This is a genomic window from Paraburkholderia lebeckiae (assembly GCF_050436325.1).
GTDB lineage: Bacteria > Pseudomonadota > Gammaproteobacteria > Burkholderiales > Burkholderiaceae > Paraburkholderia > Paraburkholderia tuberum.
The window spans coordinates 2,753,553-2,770,666 of sequence record NZ_JBNDLZ010000002.1; the positions used below are offsets into that span (position 1 = coordinate 2,753,553).

Here is a 17,114-nt window from a genome sequence, read left to right on the forward strand (position 1 = left end):
AAGCGACAACGACGTAAAAACCATGGAATGAAGGAGACAGTCAGGATGAAACTGAAACCACGCAAGATTCTGTTGGCGCTCGCGCTGGCCGCGGTTGCCGCGGGGACCTCGGTCGTCGGCACCGCGCAGGCGGGCACGCTCGCGCTGAACATCGCGTATAAGGGCGCGGGCCAGCGCGCGGTTTGGCAGCAGGTGGTCGACGAGTTCAAGAAGGCGCATCCCGGGGTCGACGTGAAGGTATCGTTCATCGATGAGGAAGCCTACAAGGTTCAGTTGCCGGGTTGGCTTTCGACTGTCGCGCCAGATATCGTCAACTGGCACGACGGCGAGCGTATGGCGTATTACGCGCAGCGTGGCCTGTTCGAGGATCTGACCGGCGACTGGCAGAAGAACGGCTGGAACGACATGTATGCGTCGACGAAGGAAGCATCGTCGTACAAGGGCAAGCAGTATGCCGCGCCGACCGTGTACTACTCGTGGGGGATGTTCTATCGCAAGGACCTGTTCGAGAAGGCCGGCATCAAGGGCGAGCCGAAAACGTGGGACGAGTTTCTCGACGCCGCGAAAAAGCTGAAGGCCGCCGGCATTGCGCCGATCGCGGTGGCGGGCCGCGATGCCTGGACGCTGGCCGGCTGGTTCGATTATCTCGATCTGCGCCTGAACGGCAATGCGTTTCACCAGAAGCTGATGGCCGGCGAAATTCCGTACACCGATCCGCGCGTGAAGAAGGTCTATACGACGTGGAAGCAACTGATCGACGACGGCTACTTCATCAACAATTCACTGTCCTACGATCTCGACGCAGTGCAGCCGTTCCTGTTCCAGGGCAAGGCGGCCATGATGCTGATGGGGACGTTCATTGCGGCGGGTTTCCCGGACAACGTGAAGCCGCAAATGGGGTACTTCCAGTTCCCGATCATCGACTCCAAGGTGCCGACCGCCGAGGATGGACCGGTCGAATCGCTGCATATTCCGTCGAAAGCGAAGAACAAGTCCGATGCGCACACCTTCCTTGCGTTCGTCGAGACGCCTCAGATCGGTGCGCAACTCGCAAAGGGACTCGGCTCGTTGTCGGCGAACAGCAAATCGCCGGAGCCTGAAGATCCGATTTCGAAGATCGGCTTCCAGATCCTGTCGAACACGAAGGGCGGCATTGCGCAGTTCTACGATCGCGACATGACGAAAGAAATGGCCGACGAAGGGATGAAGGGGATGCAGCAGTTCGTCTCCGATCCGTCGAAACTGGACGACATCCTCGCGCAGCTCGAGCAGACGCGTCAGCGTATCTACAAGAAGTGAGCGGCGGCGGCCGCAAGGCCGCTGTCCGATGCATCGGATTGGATCGGGAGATTGATCGTGTCGCATTCCGTCAGCCGTCATAGCGTCGACGGTCCTGTTGAACCCGGCGGCCCGGGCTTGCCGGCGTCGGGCGGTGCGCTGAGCGGCGCGTCCGTCGCGTCGCGCCGGCGCGGCCCCACGCCGACCGCACGGCGGCAGCGGCGCGCCGCGTTCCTGTTTCTCGCGCCGGCCTGCTTCATGGTGGCCGTGTACGTGGTGTGGCCGATCCTCTCGACGATCCGCCTGAGCTTCTTCAACTGGGATGGGATGACCGAGCCGACCTTCGTCGGCCTCGCGAACTATATCGAGCTGGTCCATACGCCCACGTTCTATACGGCGCTCAAGAACAACCTGATCTGGCTCGTGCTGTTTTTGCTCGCACCGCCGACGGGCCTCGCCGTCGCGTTGTATCTGAATCAGGCGGTGGCGGGCATCCGCATCGTCAAGTCGCTGTTTTTCGCGCCATTCGTGTTGTCGGGCGTCGTGGTCGGACTGATCTTTTCATGGTTCTACGATCCGACCTTCGGCCTGCTCGCGATGATGCTCGGCCACGGCGTGCCGGTGCTCGGCGATCCGCGCTATGCGACGCTCGGCATCGTGTTCGCGGCGCTGTGGCCGCAAACCGCGTACTGCATGATTCTTTATCTGACCGGCCTGACCACGTTGAACGCCGAACAGATCGAAGCTGCGCGAATGGAAGGCGCGCAGGGCTGGTCGATGCTCTGGCATGTCATCCTGCCGCAGTTGCGGCCTACGACGTTCATGGCGATCGTCGTGACGATCATCGGCGCGCTGCGCAGCTTCGATCTGATTTCGGTGATGACGGGCGGCGGTCCGTTCGAAAGCTCGACGGTGCTCGCCTATTTCATGTACGACCAGGCGATCAAGTACTACCGCATCGGCTATTCGGCGGCGATCGCGGTGGTGCTGTTCGGCATCATGCTCGTGTACATCGTCTATCACTTGCGGCGGATGCTGCGCGCCGAGCAATGAGGAGCCGCTGATGTTTCCGATTCCAATCGACAAATGGAAGCCGGCCACGCGCCGCGCATACAAACTGACGTTGCCGATTGCACTTGTGATCTGGCTGTTGCCGATGATCGCGGTGCTGGTCACGTCCGTGCGTTCGACCGAAGAACTGAGCGAGGGCAACTACTGGGGATGGCCGAAGCACTTCGCGATGTTCGATAACTATCGCGAGGCATTGACGACGTCGCCGATGCTGCATTACTTCTGGAATAGCGTGCTGATTACGGTTCCTTCCGTAGTGGGGTCGATCGCACTCGCGGCGATGGCGGGCTTTGCCCTGGCGATCTATCGCTTCCGCGGCAATTCGACGTTGTTCGCGACGTTCGTCGCAGGCAACTTCGTGCCGATTCAGGTGTTGATGATTCCGGTGCGGGATCTGTCGTTGCAACTCGGTCTGTTCAATACCGTGAGCGCGCTGATTCTGTTTCATGTGTCGTTCCAGACCGGCTTTTGCGCGCTGTTTCTGCGCAACTTCATCAAGCAGCTGCCATTCGAGCTGGTCGAGGCGGCGCGCATCGAAGGGGCGAACGAGTGGACCGTGTTCTTCAGGATCGTGCTGCCGCTGATTCGTCCGGCGCTCGCGGCTTTGGCGATCCTCGTGTTCACGTTCGTGTGGAACGACTATTTCTGGGCCTTGTGTCTGACGCAAGGCGATGACGCCGCGCCGATCACGGTCGGCGTGGCCGCGCTGAAAGGGCAGTGGACGACCGCGTGGAATCTCGTTTCGGCGGGATCGATTCTGGCGGCGCTGCCATCGGTCATGATGTTCTTTGCAATGCAGAAGCATTTCGTCGCGGGCCTGACGTTTGGCGCGACGAAGGGGTGATGCTGTTCACGCGTGGCGCTGCTGCGTAGAGAAGGGTTGCCCGCGGAAGCGGGCTTTTTTTCGGCGTGGCGAACTGCTGCTCGCACGCTGACTTCTCGATCAACGCTTTTCAGCTGACGCCGGGTTGACCCGCTGCATAACGGCATTCAACGCCGCGCGCGCACTATCGAGAGGCCGCTGCCTTCGCCGACTTCGCTCGCGAGGTCCAACTTCTGCTACCGGTATGGCTGCTACCCGTATCAACCATCGAACGAGGCCTTCCTGCCTGAAAACAGGAAGGAAGGCGCTTGCCGCTATCAGGCCGGATCAGCGTACTTCAGCGTCCACGTCAGCGTACGGCTGGCGCCGCCCGACAACGCGAACGGGTTGGTCGTACAGGCGAAGTTGGAATGCAACTGTCCAATCGGCGTGGTCGACAGCGGGTTCGTCGCACCGTTCACCGTATCGAACTGTGACGGCGCGCAACTATCGAAACCCATGGCGGCGTAGTTCGTCGCGGGGCCATTCGCGTAGCTGACCGAGTAGCCGTCGCTATTCGCCGTCGTGTACAACGCGTTCTTGGCCGCTTGCCTGAACTTCGCGGTGTCGAACGTGACGACCACCTGACCATTGGTTTCCTGCACGTTCAGATTCCTGTAGTACGTGACCGGGATATAGGTTTTGCCGTTGTACGTGACCTGCGGAATCATCAGCGCATAGCCGAGGTCAGTCGTGCCATACGCGAGATTGTCCGAGAACGGCGCCGGATAGTACGGCGTGTACGAGTTGTAGTCGGGCGCCTGGCTCAGGTTCAGGTTGATCACGCGCTTGCCGTCGCGCACCGTGATCAGCGCGGCGCTATACGGATGCGCGGTATCGCTCGGCTGGTTGTACCAGGTCAGCGTGTAGTGCGGGAAAGCGTCGAGGTAAGACTGCATGTCGGTGTCGGACAGCGGCGCCTTGCCGTTGAAGCCGAGCTTGTCCCACCACGCGTTCACTTACATGTACTGATGCAGCAGGCTGAACTTTTCGCCCATCACGCGCGGCTTGCTGCGATACGAGTCGGTGCCGCGGCCCTTGACCCACATGTTGACGGACGGCGTCGGTAGCGCCGGGTCGTTAATCGCAACGCTGTCAAAACAGCGACGGCTCAGGTGTGGAAGCCTGAAGAGTTGAAACCCGCACACCTGCCTAGTACTACTGTGTCACATAACTAATGCACGCTCTATTGTCGTACAGGAGGAGAGCCATCGTTGCATGAGTCTTTGTCCAAGCAGGATGCGTAACGTAGTAATGGAATCAGGAACGTGGCGTTGAGCGCGCTGGACTGCCCCGGGGGATGTAATCCGAGGGAAGGGCAGGCAGCGCGCGTTCAAGGAAGTTTTTTTTATCGCGTCCATCTGATTGCATTCGGAGTCGCTGAGCGATCAGAAACCCATACGCAGCGATACTCAGTGTGGCGTGGTGGTGAAAGCCACGCCAGCCACGCCCTTCATAATGACCAAGCCCGAACTCCTGTTTCAGGTCCTGATAGTCGCGTTCGATGCGCCAGCGCATCTTGGTCACGAACACAAGCTGCTCAAGTGTCGCCTCCTCAGGGGCGGTAGTGAGAAAGTATTTGAGCGGCTCCGTATCGCCCTCAGGCCATTCAATGAGCAGCCATTCTTCGTCGCGAACGGTACTTCGCCAATAGTCGCGATGTGCGGGACGAACCCGCACGGCGGCAAAGCGCGAGGAAAGTGCTGCGTTGCTACCTTCGCGCCAGGTTACGGATTGCCAGGCGTCCACGGGTAATTGCATGGCCAGTTCCTTCACGGCGATCGGCTCGTGGCCGGGCGCACGGCGCAACAATGTCGGTGGCTTGCCGCGCCCGCTCCAGGGCCTGGGCGGAAGGGGCGCCGTACCTCGTGTCCACACAGAGGTGCCCGGCCGGATCCCTACCGCGTACAACAAACCCAGTTCCGTTACGCCATTCCGGAAAGCGGTTTCGTCGCCGTACCCGGCATCGGCCAGCACGATGCCCGGCGCAACGCCGGATGCTATAGCCTCGCGAAGCTGGGCCAGCGCAATCTGTGGCTTGGTCTCGAAAGCCAGATCGTCGGGAATGCCCGCACGACGGGCACGTTCCCGGTCGTCAATCCATTCCTTGGGGACATACAACTGCCAGGCAATCGGCAGGCTGCCGCGTTGTGTCGCGATCGACAGGCTCACGGCGATCTGACAGTTATCCTGTTTGCCCAGTTGCCCACAGTATTGCCGCGCTACGCCAACCGAATGCTTGCCCTTCTTCGGGAAGCCCGTGTCGTCAATAATCCAGTAATAGCCAGCCTCTTCAGCAGCGTGCAGGCCTAACGCGGGCATCACCCATTCGCGTACCCGCTCAAGGACCGCCCGGTCACACCATTCTGCCTTGGCCACAAAATGATGGAGTGACTGGTGTTTCGCACTCGCGTGAACTGGGTCAATATGCGCGGCCATCGGCTCGACGCTCTTGCGTGACAACGGCATTACCAAGCCCGAACAGTAACCCTTGAGGCCGGCATGGCGATCGGCGTGCCCTAACGCCTGCGCCAGATGATTCAGATACGCGTCAAATTCGTCGACATCTTCTCTCATCGCGATCACCCGAAGTCTCTATTATTCAATACTACCAGGTATCGCGTCGCTACAAATGGATTTTATGACACAGTAAGACTAGGCAGGTGTGCGTCTGCCTTCGTGCGTCTGTCTATCTGTGGGCGGGGCGTGGCAGGGAGACCCGGAAGGCGCCGGTCTTCCGCCCCTGCCACTGTGCCCGCCCCCGATCTTTGCGGCAACGGGCGGGACTTCTTTTACTCCAACGAAAAAAGAAGGACACAACATGAAGAAAAGCGATCCCCCCGCGACGCCTGCGCCTTGTTGCTGTGTGTCGTGCTGATTGTCTTGTTTTTCTTTGGCCGGCGGCAGGAAGTGTCAAGTCGCTTGCCAGGCGAGGGCGACCGAAGCCGTTCTGATGCGCAATGAATCACATGTGCCGGATTTTCTTTAACGATTGTCAAGACGCGCCTATCTCATATTGTTTCCGTTGACCTCGCGAAATTTAAATGGTCAGTTAACGGGTTTTGCAGCCAATGCTGTGTCGCTGGTCTTTTCAAGGAGCAGGGAGTGGCAGAATTCGACCCGTTAAGCCAGGGTATCACGGGACGCCAGGCGTACCACCTGTCGGTGCCAGGCACCGACAGCGCGTCAGCCTTATCGGTCGTTTCGTTCACGGCCACCGAGACGATGGGCGAACCCAACGTCGTCCATATCGAGTTGACCCACCCGCAGCAACTGCTGCGCTCGGACTATCTCAACCTCGATGCGGTGTTCACCATCGTGGCCGGGGACGGGACCGTACGGAAGTTCTCGGGATTCATCGCGCGCTTCTCGACGGTGCAGACCACGAAGGATTTCGTCAAGTACGAAGTTGTCCTGAAGTCGCACTTCGGACGGCTTGAGGCCGTCACGACCACCCAGCCTTACCAGCACCTCACGACACCGCAGATCATCCAGGCCGTCCTGGGCCGGCACGGTATCCCGGCTCACCTGATGGCGTTCCGCCTGCGCCGCCAGTATCCGGTTCACGCGTGGCGTTTCCAGTACCAGGTGAATGATCTGGCCTATGTCCAGATGTTGATGCAGAAGGCCGGCATCTACAGCTATATCGTGGAAACGGAACATGGCGACATGACCGTTTTTGCCGATGACATCGACCACTAGCGCTACGACGAGCCGCAACGGATCGTGCCGTACCGCGAGGCGGCGGGACTCGAAGCGGACGGGGTGGAAGCCGTCACGGTCATCAGGACCCATACCGTGACGGTGCCGCAATCGTTCATCGTGGCGGACTACAACCCGGACGCCGCCTGGGAGCGTTTGCGCGACACGGCGAATGTCGCGCCAGGCGACCCGACCACCTACGGCCAGCCGTACCTCTATGGCACGAACCACCTGGACCAGGCCGGGGCCAAGTGGGAGGCGCAGCTTAGGCATGAGGCGGCGATTGCGCGCCAGGTCGTGTATGAGGGCGAGAGCAACGTGCTTGCGTTGCAGTGCGCGAGCGTACTCGAAACGGATATCGTGCTGCCCGATGCGCCCAAAGGTCAGGTCGTGATCGAGGTCACGCACAGCGGCGCGCGCGACGCGTCCTACACCAACAGCTACAAGGCGATCCCTGCCGACCGGCGTTTCCGGCTGGAACTGAAGCCCGAAACCTGGGCAAAAATTCCGGGAACGCTTTCCGCACGTATTTGCAGTCCGGACAAATACACCTATGGTTACCTGAACGCGGCGGGCTACTACGTGGTTCGGCTCGATGCCGATTTCGGCACCTGGCCCAACGGCGGTGAGAGTGTGCCGCTACGTCTCGCGAAACCGTTCGCAGGCAAGCTGCAAACCGGCATGCACTTCGTTGCGCTCGACAACGACGAAGCCAAGATCACATTCCGCGATGGGGACCCGGACAAGCCCGAAATCACGGCTTTCCATCACCACAGCCAGGCGCGCGACCTCGTGACGAACGACCGGCGCTGGCTGTCGCGCAACACGATCCGCACACAGAAGAACAACAAGCTGCGCATGGAAGACTGGGAGGGCCAGGAAGGCGTCAAGCTCAGCACCGAACACTCGGGCAAGTCGCAGTTGAATCTCGGCTACCTCGTCAATCACAAGCTCGAACACCGGGGCGAAGGGTATGAGCTGAGATCGTCGGGCTGGGGGGCGCTTCGCGCAGGCAAAGGCATGATGGTCACGACCTATGACCGTCCCGGCGCGACCGGCAAGCAGCTCGACATGCAGGAGACCATGGCCGAGCTTGAGAGCGCGCTGGAGCTTGCCAAGGCGCTCGCCGCAACCGCCAGCAGTGCGAAGGCCGAGCCTGCCGACACTGACGCGCAGCAGCAGATGAAGGACGATCTGGACGGCCTGAAAAATCCAGGCCTGCTAATGAGCACGCCCGCGTCGGCGGCGCTTGTCGCGGGCGGCGGCGTGCAGTTTTCGGCGCAGGCCAACATCAACGCCGTGGCTGGCAAAAACGCCGACTGGAGCGTGGTCAAGCGATTCACGGTCGCGGCGGGCGAGAAGATATCGCTGTTCGCGCAGAAGTTCGGCATCAAGATTTTTGCGGCGAAAGGTCCCGTGGAGTTCCAGGCGCAGAGCGATGCCATGTCATTCATTGCGGACAAGGATGTGACCGTTGCCAGCGTCAATGGAAAGGTCAACCTGTCCGCGGCGAAGGAACTGATCCTCGAATGCGGCGGTGCGTTCATCCACATGAAGGACGGCAGCATCACCCTGGGTGGCCCGCTCGACCTGTTCATCAAGACGATCACGGTGCAGAAGAAAGGCAAGGCATCGATGCGCAATCCCGTATCGCTTCCGCCTGTGCCAATTGAGCAGAACGCGGACGAACTGTATACGCAGACGTTTGATGCGAGTACGGTTGCCGCCAATCTGGGGGATGGACTGGCTCTCAATAGCCAGCCGTACCGTGTCTACCTGCCAGATGGCACACTCAAGCAGCAGGGCGTGCTGGTCGAAGGCTCGACGTTTAGCGTCAGCACAGCGGAATCGGTAAAGGTCAGGTGTGAAATTGGCGCCGGGGATTGGAGCGTGGTCGAAGACGCCTACGACCATGAAGAACCTGAAAACGATCCGGCGCAGGTTGAATATCTACCTTCTCTTTTAAAGTGACTTGTCAAGGCGAATAAATGGCACATCCGCATCACGCTCCCGCTTCTGCCCCTACCAGGGCTGCACCGTCGCCCTTTGTGGAAGTGACAATCGTGTTCAGGGATACCTTGAAAAAGCCGATTGAAGGACTGTCGGTACTGGTTAAGGCAGGCGCGGGCGCACCGCAAGCGCCTGAATGGAAATTTGGGTCTGCGGAGGGCAGCGACGGCCCCTGGTTGAGCAGAAGATACGCACCTAGTGAAGCGTCTGCGGCGGAGGCAGCGTCGGTCCTTGGTGGAGCATCGGCATCCGCGCCGGATGCTTCCGCGCCAACGGTAAGCAACAGGGCGGAAGTGGTTACAGACGCTAACGGATATGCCGTGACAATCCAGAACGCCGCGCGTAACCAGCCAATTGCTGTCTGGGTAAAGAACCGGAGTGGGAAGTACGCGTTGAAGGCGACAGTGACGCCCAAAAAGGATATCAGCGCGTTCACCGTTGTCAGTCCCGAGTATCACCTGGAAGCGACGACGAAGCTGACGCCGAAGGATGAACTTGAGCAGGATCTGGATTTGCCGGTTGTGAAGGAAGGCGAGGTCATGACCATCGAACGCCTCGTTAAGGATTTTGGCCCATACATTGGCTGGTCGCAGAAAGTAACCGAGCAGGGTGAGGTCAAAAAAGATTTTCCGACGCGCAAGAAGGAGGTGACGGAAGATGAACGGACCCACAAGAAGAAAACGAAGATTACCATCGAGCACCATTACAAGGTGGTAGACACTGGAGCGCCAAGAACGGTTGTGCTGAATGTCCTTGGGTCCAGACTAAATTATCCGAATCCAGCGACGTTTTCTGAAGATCAGTATAAAAATATGGCAACTCAACTGAATGTTGAGGTTGCTGCTATCAAGGCGATTGTTGAGCAGGAGTCACAAAGTCACCCTTATTTGGAGAATGGCCTTCCGGCGATACTGTACGAGCGACGACATTTTTTTGATCTTGCGGTAAAAAAGCGAAACGCGAGTGATAGAAGTGAAGGCGGAGCGAATAAACAGCGAGGAAAGAAGAAGACTGCTCCTGTCGAAAATCCATATCCAGGCTTTCCAGAGCTTTGCTTTTCGAGTGGAGATAATTACGGGCCTAGTGGGTTGCATCAATATGAGAAGCTAGTCCGGGCCGCGAAACTTGATTTTGAAGTGGCTTTGATGGCTTGCTCTTGGGGAGGGTTTCAGATTTTGGGCGAGTATTACTCTTCGTGTGAATGTACAACGATTTTTGAGTTTGTTAATAAATTTATTTCGGGCACGGATGGGCAAGCGGAGATATTTGTTGCGTTCATGAAAAATGTCAAACCAAACTGCGTCAAAGGTCTGCAGACTCATAATTGGGAACAAGTCGCGGATGCATACAATGGCACGAGCTGGCGTACTAAGAACCCAAATTATGCAAGCAACTTGGCAAAATATTATGATCAATTCAAATAAATTCATCGTGAGCATTGCAGGATTGTATCTATCGATTGCAAGCGCATATGCTGGCAAGGCTGTGTTATTTGATCAACCAAATTTGATCGGATTTCGTGATGGTGAGGTTGTTTCCGGGTTTTATGACGGGGAAAATGCAAAGTTTTCGTGTCTTTTTTTCTTTTTTCAAAATGGAAGAGAATCACAGACTTCGAAAGCCACGGGATATACAGAAACAAAATTATCAACATTCGCGCCAGGCGAAAACTCGTTTGAATTTTCCAATCGAGATCGGACATTTGATATCGACGGAAATTTATACCGCCGCGAGAATGAATGGATAGTCAAGACGGCAACCGCCCAGGCAGGATGTGAGAATGCGACGGGAACATTCACTTTCGATCCCAATGATTTTCGTGCCACCAGCTATTATTCTGAAAAGGAAATTCCAGCAATCGGCATTCGCCTTGTAAAAGAAAAGTCGTATTTATATGACTACCATGACGGAAAATTTACTATGCGAAAGGGGTATCTAACAAAATGGAACGGCGTCATCGTATTGCAGACGCATGACCAGTTTTCTTTAGTCCGTTTCGCGGACCCGCGAATGAATGTCGAGAATCCAGGCCGAATAACAACCGGCTGGGTCCACTCCGCCGACCTCGTGAACCCCTTCCCGGCAGCGAGTAAGCAATGATTGATTTCATTTGTTTTGGCGAAACCGCCAACATAACAAAGCCACGAACAGTGCAAATACTGGGAGGATAGTGAATGGGCACATTCCGCACGCGGGACCCGGTTGCCTACGTGATCATGTTCGAGAAGGACGATGGAGAACGCCGCTATCACGGCAGCGAATTGTCGGATGGACAGGTGGCGCTGCGCTGCTACCCGTCGCCTTTCGATGCACTGCTTGATATTTCGCGTAATCCCGCAGTCGTTGTTGGGCGAGAACAATCCATCGTCATCCATCCGGTCGATGCGCTGCGGCCGGAAGCGGGGGGTACACCAGGCGACCGGCCGGTGATCGCCTGCGTTCATGTCGCGTGGCGGGCGTGTTCCGGCAAACTGCTGATTCGCCCGGACGGCATGCCGGATGCCGTGCTGTCCACCTCGCCTGAACTGGAGTCAGGGGGCACTGTACGGAAACTGCCAGGCGGGCTGCTGCGTCTGGTTGATGAAATTCATGAGCAGGCAGGACTGTTTGCCTGGAACGAAACAGTGAATACCTTCTCGGACTGGAGTGAACGCGACCTGCGGGCGCTGGCGCATCAGGCGTGGCGGGATGCGCCGACGATGGAAGCGGATCGCGCGGAACCCGGTTTTGACCAGTTCGCGCTTTACGACCCGGAGTTCCGGCAATGGCACTTCGTTCAGGCGGATGAGGTCATCGCATCAGCCTGACGTTCTGATGCCCGTTACGCCGCCTCCGGCAGCGCGGCGCTTGCTCGGGGCCGAGGTCGTAGACCCGTTGAAATCCGGCATGGAATCCCTCAACCCTTCTCTACGCGGCAGCGCCACGCGTGAACAGCATCACCCCTTCGTCGCGCCAAACGTACTCGCATCAAACGTCTGCGTATACAGTTCGTCCGCGTTCTGCTCATCTCGACCGTCGCAGGGAAGAACGCCGACTGGAGCGTGGTCAAGCGCTTTACGATTGCGGCGGGCGAAAGGATATCGCTGTTCGCGCAGAAACTTGGCATCAAGATTTTTGCTGCCAAAGGGCCGGTCGAATTTCAGGCCCAGAGCGGCCCGATGTCAGTCATTGCGGACAAGGATGTGACCGTGTTCAGGGATACCTTGAAAAAGCCGATTGAAGGACTGTCGGTACTGGTTAAGGCAGGCGCGGGCGCACTGCAAGCGCCTGAATGGAAATTTGGACAGGACCGTGACGATCCGCCAGCCGTGAATCCGGCATCTGCACCTAATGGAGCGTCTGCGGCGGAGACAGCGTCGGCCCCTGGTGGAGCATCGGCATCCGCGCCGGATGCTTCCGCGCCAACGGTAAGCAACAGGACGGAAGTGGTTACAGACGCTAACGGATATGCCGTGACAATCCAGAACGCCGCACGTAACCAGCCAATTGCTGTCTGGGTAAAGAACCGGAGTGGGAAGTACGTGTTGAAGGCGACAGTGACGCCCAAAAAGGATATCAGCGCGTTCACCGTTGTCAGTCCCGAGTATCACCTGGAAGCGACGACGAAGCTGACGCCGAAGGATGAACTTGAGCAGGAGCTGGATTTGCCGGTTGTGAAGGAAGGCGAGGTCATGACCATCGAACGCCTCGTTAAGGATTTTGGCCCGTACATTGGCTGGTCGCAGAAAGTAACCGAGCAGGGGCAGGTCAAAAAAGATTTTCCGACGCGCAAGAAGGAGGTGACGGAAAATGAAACGACTCATAAGAAGAAAACGACGATTACCATCGAGCACCATTACAAGGTGGTAGACACTGGAGCGCCAAGAACGGTTGTGCTGAATGTCCTTGGGTCGAGGCTAAATTATCCGAATCCAGCGACGTTTTCTGAAGATCAGTATAAAAATATGGCAACTCAATTGAATGTTGAGGTTGCTGCAATTAAGGCTATTGTGATGCAGGAGTGTTCTGGAATCCCATTTGAAGAAAATGGACTGCCGAAAATCAGATATGAGCGCCACCTTTTTTATAGGGCGTTGAAGTTAAGGCATGAGGCACAAGAGGCAAAGGCGGATAAGGCGACTCACAAGAAAGGTGAAAGAAAGAAAGGCACACCTTTTAAGAATCCATATCCACAATATCCTGATTTATGCTTCCCTGATTCAGGTGGATATGGACCCGATGATTGCACCAGTACGAGAAAATCACAAGGGCGGCGGCTCTGGATTTTGATTTGGCAATTCAGGCATGTTCTTGGGGTGGGTTTCAGATAATCGCTAGCGAGTATGCGGCATGCGGTTGTGCGACGTCATTTGAATTTGCAAATAAATTCATGTCAGGATCAGAGGGACAAGCTGAAATCTTTGTTTTATTTATGAAAAACGTAAAGCCGCATGGTGTCGAGGCTCTACGCGCACATAGCTGGGAGGATGTGGCTGCGGCATACAACGGTCGTGACTGGCAAAATACAAATCCCGATTATGCGAAAAATCTGAAGTATTTTTATGAAAAATTTAAGTAAACTAATTATCTGGGCGTTGCCTTTTATTTTTTCGCATGTTGCATGGTGTGGGAGAGCAATCATATTTGATCGACCCGAGTTAATTTCATTTGATGATGGTCGGTTTCTGAATGGTTATTATGATTCGCGAGATAATCGGCGATCGTGCGTATTTTTATTTTCGCAGGTCGGCGGTGAAGTCGATGGGCGTCCGCAGCCATACACGAAGATTAAGATACTTACTTTTGTTCCAAAAGAAAATAATTTTTCATTTGACGGTAGAAATAGATTCTTTGATATTAAGGGGGAGCTGTACAGGAGAGGGGGGGCGTGGATTATTCGTACTGACGAAGGGCAGGCGGGATGTGAAAACGCGTTAGGCGCGTTTACCTCTTTTCCGGCCGATAAGGTTGGCGGCGAAATATTTTCGGTGACAAAGAAAATTCCTGCAATTGGAATTCGACTTGTCAGTCGTAAGTCATTTTTCTATGATTTTCGAGATGAACAATTTATTGTTAGGAAAGGCTATTTAACTCCAGGTGATGGGGTGGTTGTACTTCAAACACATGGCAAGTTCTCGTATGTTCGGTTTTCAGACCCAGGGCCAGATACTAACGGTCGAGTCACAGCCGGCTGGGTCTACTCTGCCGACCTCGTGAACCCATTCCCGGCAGCGAGTAAGCAATGATTGATTTCATTTGTTTTGGCGAAACCACCGACATAACAAAGCCACGAACAGTGCAAATACTGGGGGGATAGTGAATGGGCGCATTCCGCACGCGGGACCCGGTTGCCTACGTGATCATGTTCGAGAAGGACGATGGAGAACGCCGCTATCACGGCAGCGAATTGGCGGATGGACAGGTGGCGCTGCGCTGCTACCCGTCGCCTTTCGATGCACTGCTTGATATCTCGCGTAATCCCGCAGTCGTTGTTGGGCGAGAACAATCCATCGTCATCCATCCGGTCGATGCACTGCGGCCGGAAGCGGGCGGGACACCAGGCGACCGGCCGGTGATCGCCTGCGTTCATGTCGCGTGGCGGGCGTGTTCCGGCAAACTGCTGATTCGCCCGGACGGCATGCCGGATGCCGTGCTGTCCACCTCGCCTGAACTGGAGTCAGGGGGCACTGTACGGAAACTGCCAGGCGGGCTGCTGCGTCTGGTTGATGAAATTCATGAGCAGGCAGGACTGTTTGCCTGGAACGAAACAGTGAATACCTTCTCGGACTGGAGTGAACGCGACCTGCGGGCGCTGGCGCATCAGGCGTGGCGGGATGCGCCGACGATGGAAGCGGATCGCGCGGAACCCGGTTTTGACCAGTTCGCGCTTTACGACCCGGAGTTCCGGCAATGGCACTTCGTTCAGGCGGATGAGGTCATCGCATCAGCCTGACGTTCTGATGCCCGTTACGCCGCCTCCGGCAGCGCGGCGCTTGCTCGGGGCCGAGGCCGCGTCGAGATTCAGGCGCAGGGCGACGCAATGTCATTGATCGCGGACAAGGATGTGAACGTTGCCAGCGTCAACGGCAGCGTCCACATCGTGGCGAAGAAGGAACTCATTCTTGAATGCGGCGGCGCGTTCATCCAGCTCAAGGACGGCAGCATTACGCTGGGCGGGCCGTTCGACCTGTTCATCAAGACCATTACGGTCCAGAAAAAGGGCAAGGCAACTTTTGCGGAATCGGTGAACTCCTGGGGCCACGCGAAATTCGACGAGCACTTTGCCCTCACGTGGCCGTTTGACGGAGCGCCCATTGCCAATCGCAAGTTTTCCATTACACGCGCGGATGGCACGGTAATTCACGGCATAACTGACGCAGAAGGCAAAACCGACTTACAAAGAAGCCTGCTCGTTGAAGGTATGCAACTGCGTATCCACCGTGACTAAGCGGCCACTCATTACCGTTCGCTTGGCAGGGTCAAGCACCGTCATTTGCCTATTAAACACGATCGGTCAAAGGCAGACCGAAAGGACTTCGCATGGCTACTGTTGAACGCATCATTCCACCCACGTTAGGCGCCGACGGCTCTGTGCACTATTCGTCCGTGACATCCGCTCCGGACGACAGCATCGCCGTTTGCCACATGGTGCCGGACCGCATTATTCCCGTAATTTTTGTGCCAGGGGTCATGGGATCGAACCTGAAGCGCAAGGGGCAGCCGGATGCGGTATGGCTGCTCGACAGCACGTCGACTGTTGCGACGTGGATGGCGAAAAAACCGGCGGATCGCAAACGCATTCTGGACCCTGACAATACGCAGGTTTACAGCGATGGCAAGATTCCGTCCGGCACGGTGCAAACGGAAGATGAGTTGCGGCGCCGCGGGTGGGGCGAAGTGGCGTGCATGAGTTACGGCGAGTGGCTGGTCTGGCTTGAAAATGCGCTCAATGATGCGCACGCTGGCACCGATTACGGACGGGCGGGGCTGCGCGCCGAACTCATGACGCACCTCGTGGCAGAAGCGCCGGGCGTCACGCCACTGACTCACGACGAAGTGGCCCTGTCGTACAGATATCGGTTTCCGGTTCATGCTGTCGGCTACAACTGGCTGCAATCCAACGCGGCATCGGCGGAGCGGCTGGCGGCGAAAATAGACGAATTCACGAAGTACTATCGAGAAAAATGTCGCTATCGCTGCGAGAAGGTGATTCTGGTTACCCATTCGATGGGCGGGCTGGTCGCGCGTTACTACTCAGAGCCGATGGGGAATCGCGACAAGGTGCTCGGCATCGTACATGGCGTGATGCCTGCCACGGGGGCGGCGGCGACCTACAAGCGTATGAAGACGGGGACGGAAGGTCTGGCCGGTCTCGCACTAGGGCCGGATGCGGCCACCATGACAGCGGTGGTCGGCAATGCACCTGGCCCGCTACAGCTTCTGCCGAGTTCCGAATACGGAATGGGCTGGCTCAAGATCAGGGATGGTGAGCAGTTCGCTACGTTGCCGCGATCCGATCCCTACAGCGAAATCTATACCGTGCGCGGCGCGTGGTGGGGCCTGTGCGATGACAGGTTGCTGAATCCGCTTGATCCGGGAAAGAAAACGATCGATACGGATTGGGCAAGTTTTACCAACATCGTCAATAGCAACGTCATGACCTTTCATAAAGCGCTGAGCGGTACAGATACGCGAGGTCGATATCACGCCAGCACGTACGCCTTCTACGGCGACGACGAAAAACACAAGGCATATGGCGATGTGAGATGGGTGCAACAGGCCCCCTCGCTGCTGCGCGGCGATTCACTTCCGCTTGTCAGTCTGTTAAGTGGCCAAGCGAGTGATGACCCTGGGACTGGCGGTCAGCTTGTCAGGGCAACCGCCAGCGGAAAGACGGCGTTCGGAAAGTTCGTGCTGAACGATGCGGATGAAAATGGCGACGGCACCGTGCCTGCGCGATCCGGCCGAGCACCGGCCAGCGTGGCAAAGGTCTGCATGGCCCTTCCTGGCATCGACCATGAGGGCGGCTACAAGCCCGATGCGACTCGTCGCTTCACGCTGTGGGCCATTACCAAGATTGCGCAGAATGTGAAAGGCACGAACCTTGAGTACAAGGCATGAAGTGCCCGCGCGCAGGACTGGCCGTCTGCATGCTATTCGCGCTTGCCGCGTGCGGGAACAACCCCGCGCCATTGACGCAACAGGAGAAACA

General features: G+C 57.1%; 12 protein-coding genes and 4 pseudogenes. 14 read left to right on the forward strand and 2 right to left on the reverse strand.

Translation table 11 applies throughout. From position 1 onward, the window contains the following. Positions 1–45: 45 nt before the first annotated feature. From OKW44_RS15885 to OKW44_RS15895, 3 genes are read left to right on the forward strand one after another with little or no spacing between them, the layout of a single operon-like run. Complete coding sequence (locus OKW44_RS15885; RefSeq protein ID WP_018423399.1) at positions 46–1,299, forward strand: ABC transporter substrate-binding protein; 1,254 nt, start codon at positions 46–48, stop codon at positions 1,297–1,299. A gap of 57 nt (positions 1,300–1,356) precedes the next feature. Continuing rightward, positions 1,357–2,331: a carbohydrate ABC transporter permease gene (locus tag OKW44_RS15890; RefSeq protein ID WP_026226330.1), complete on the forward strand. Its 975-nt coding sequence runs from the start codon at positions 1,357–1,359 to the stop codon at positions 2,329–2,331. 10 nt (positions 2,332–2,341) lie between these two features. Next, positions 2,342–3,193 (forward strand): carbohydrate ABC transporter permease, encoded by an 852-nt coding sequence (locus tag OKW44_RS15895; protein WP_018423397.1) that lies wholly within the window; start codon positions 2,342–2,344, stop codon positions 3,191–3,193. A 296-nt stretch (positions 3,194–3,489) separates the two neighbouring features. On the opposite strand, the pseudogene OKW44_RS15900 reads toward OKW44_RS15895, so the two are convergent. After that, positions 3,490–4,290, reverse strand: a pseudogene (locus OKW44_RS15900) (hypothetical protein); the annotation flags it as partial. A gap of 181 nt (positions 4,291–4,471) precedes the next feature. Continuing rightward, positions 4,472–5,788: an IS701 family transposase gene (locus tag OKW44_RS15905; protein ID WP_018423394.1), complete on the reverse strand. Its 1,317-nt coding sequence runs from the start codon at positions 5,786–5,788 to the stop codon at positions 4,472–4,474. A 588-nt stretch (positions 5,789–6,376) separates the two neighbouring features. On the opposite strand from OKW44_RS15905, the pseudogene OKW44_RS15910 reads away from it, so the two are divergent. From OKW44_RS15910 to OKW44_RS15960, 11 genes and pseudogenes are all read left to right on the forward strand, one after another. Then, positions 6,377–8,884: pseudogene (locus OKW44_RS15910) on the forward strand (type VI secretion system Vgr family protein). Between the two features lie 17 nt (positions 8,885–8,901). Then, positions 8,902–10,347: an N-acetylmuramidase domain-containing protein gene (locus tag OKW44_RS15915; protein WP_113061983.1), complete on the forward strand. Its 1,446-nt coding sequence runs from the start codon at positions 8,902–8,904 to the stop codon at positions 10,345–10,347. Then, a complete protein-coding gene (locus OKW44_RS15920) occupies positions 10,307–11,023 on the forward strand; it encodes a hypothetical protein (RefSeq protein ID WP_162634074.1) in 717 nt (238 codons plus the stop codon). The genes OKW44_RS15915 and OKW44_RS15920 overlap by 41 nt, the downstream gene beginning before the upstream one ends. Positions 11,024–11,097: 74 nt before the next feature. Next, positions 11,098–11,730, forward strand: a complete 633-nt coding sequence (locus OKW44_RS15925) for a hypothetical protein (protein ID WP_018423390.1) — start codon at positions 11,098–11,100, stop codon at positions 11,728–11,730. A gap of 198 nt (positions 11,731–11,928) precedes the next feature. After that, positions 11,929–12,114, forward strand: a pseudogene (locus OKW44_RS15930) (DUF2345 domain-containing protein); the annotation flags it as partial. Between the two features lie 801 nt (positions 12,115–12,915). Beyond that, complete coding sequence (locus OKW44_RS15935) at positions 12,916–13,233, forward strand: N-acetylmuramidase domain-containing protein (protein WP_429410900.1); 318 nt, start codon at positions 12,916–12,918, stop codon at positions 13,231–13,233. Next, a complete protein-coding gene (locus OKW44_RS15940; RefSeq protein ID WP_275426099.1) occupies positions 13,194–13,481 on the forward strand; it encodes an N-acetylmuramidase domain-containing protein in 288 nt (95 codons plus the stop codon). Before OKW44_RS15935 ends, OKW44_RS15940 begins: the two co-directional genes overlap by 40 nt. Beyond that, a complete protein-coding gene (locus tag OKW44_RS15945; RefSeq protein ID WP_162634073.1) occupies positions 13,465–14,148 on the forward strand; it encodes a hypothetical protein in 684 nt (227 codons plus the stop codon). Before OKW44_RS15940 ends, OKW44_RS15945 begins: the two co-directional genes overlap by 17 nt. Before the next feature lie 74 nt (positions 14,149–14,222). Next, positions 14,223–14,855 carry a hypothetical protein gene (locus tag OKW44_RS15950; RefSeq protein WP_018423389.1) on the forward strand — a complete coding sequence of 211 codons (633 nt, stop codon included), beginning with the start codon at positions 14,223–14,225 and terminating at the stop codon, positions 14,853–14,855. A gap of 30 nt (positions 14,856–14,885) precedes the next feature. Next, positions 14,886–15,350: pseudogene (locus tag OKW44_RS15955) on the forward strand (DUF2345 domain-containing protein); the annotation flags it as partial. Between the two features lie 92 nt (positions 15,351–15,442). After that, entirely contained in the window at positions 15,443–17,023 is a 1,581-nt protein-coding gene (locus OKW44_RS15960) for an esterase/lipase family protein (protein WP_063713728.1), read from the forward strand. The last annotated feature ends 91 nt before the right edge of the window (positions 17,024–17,114 follow it).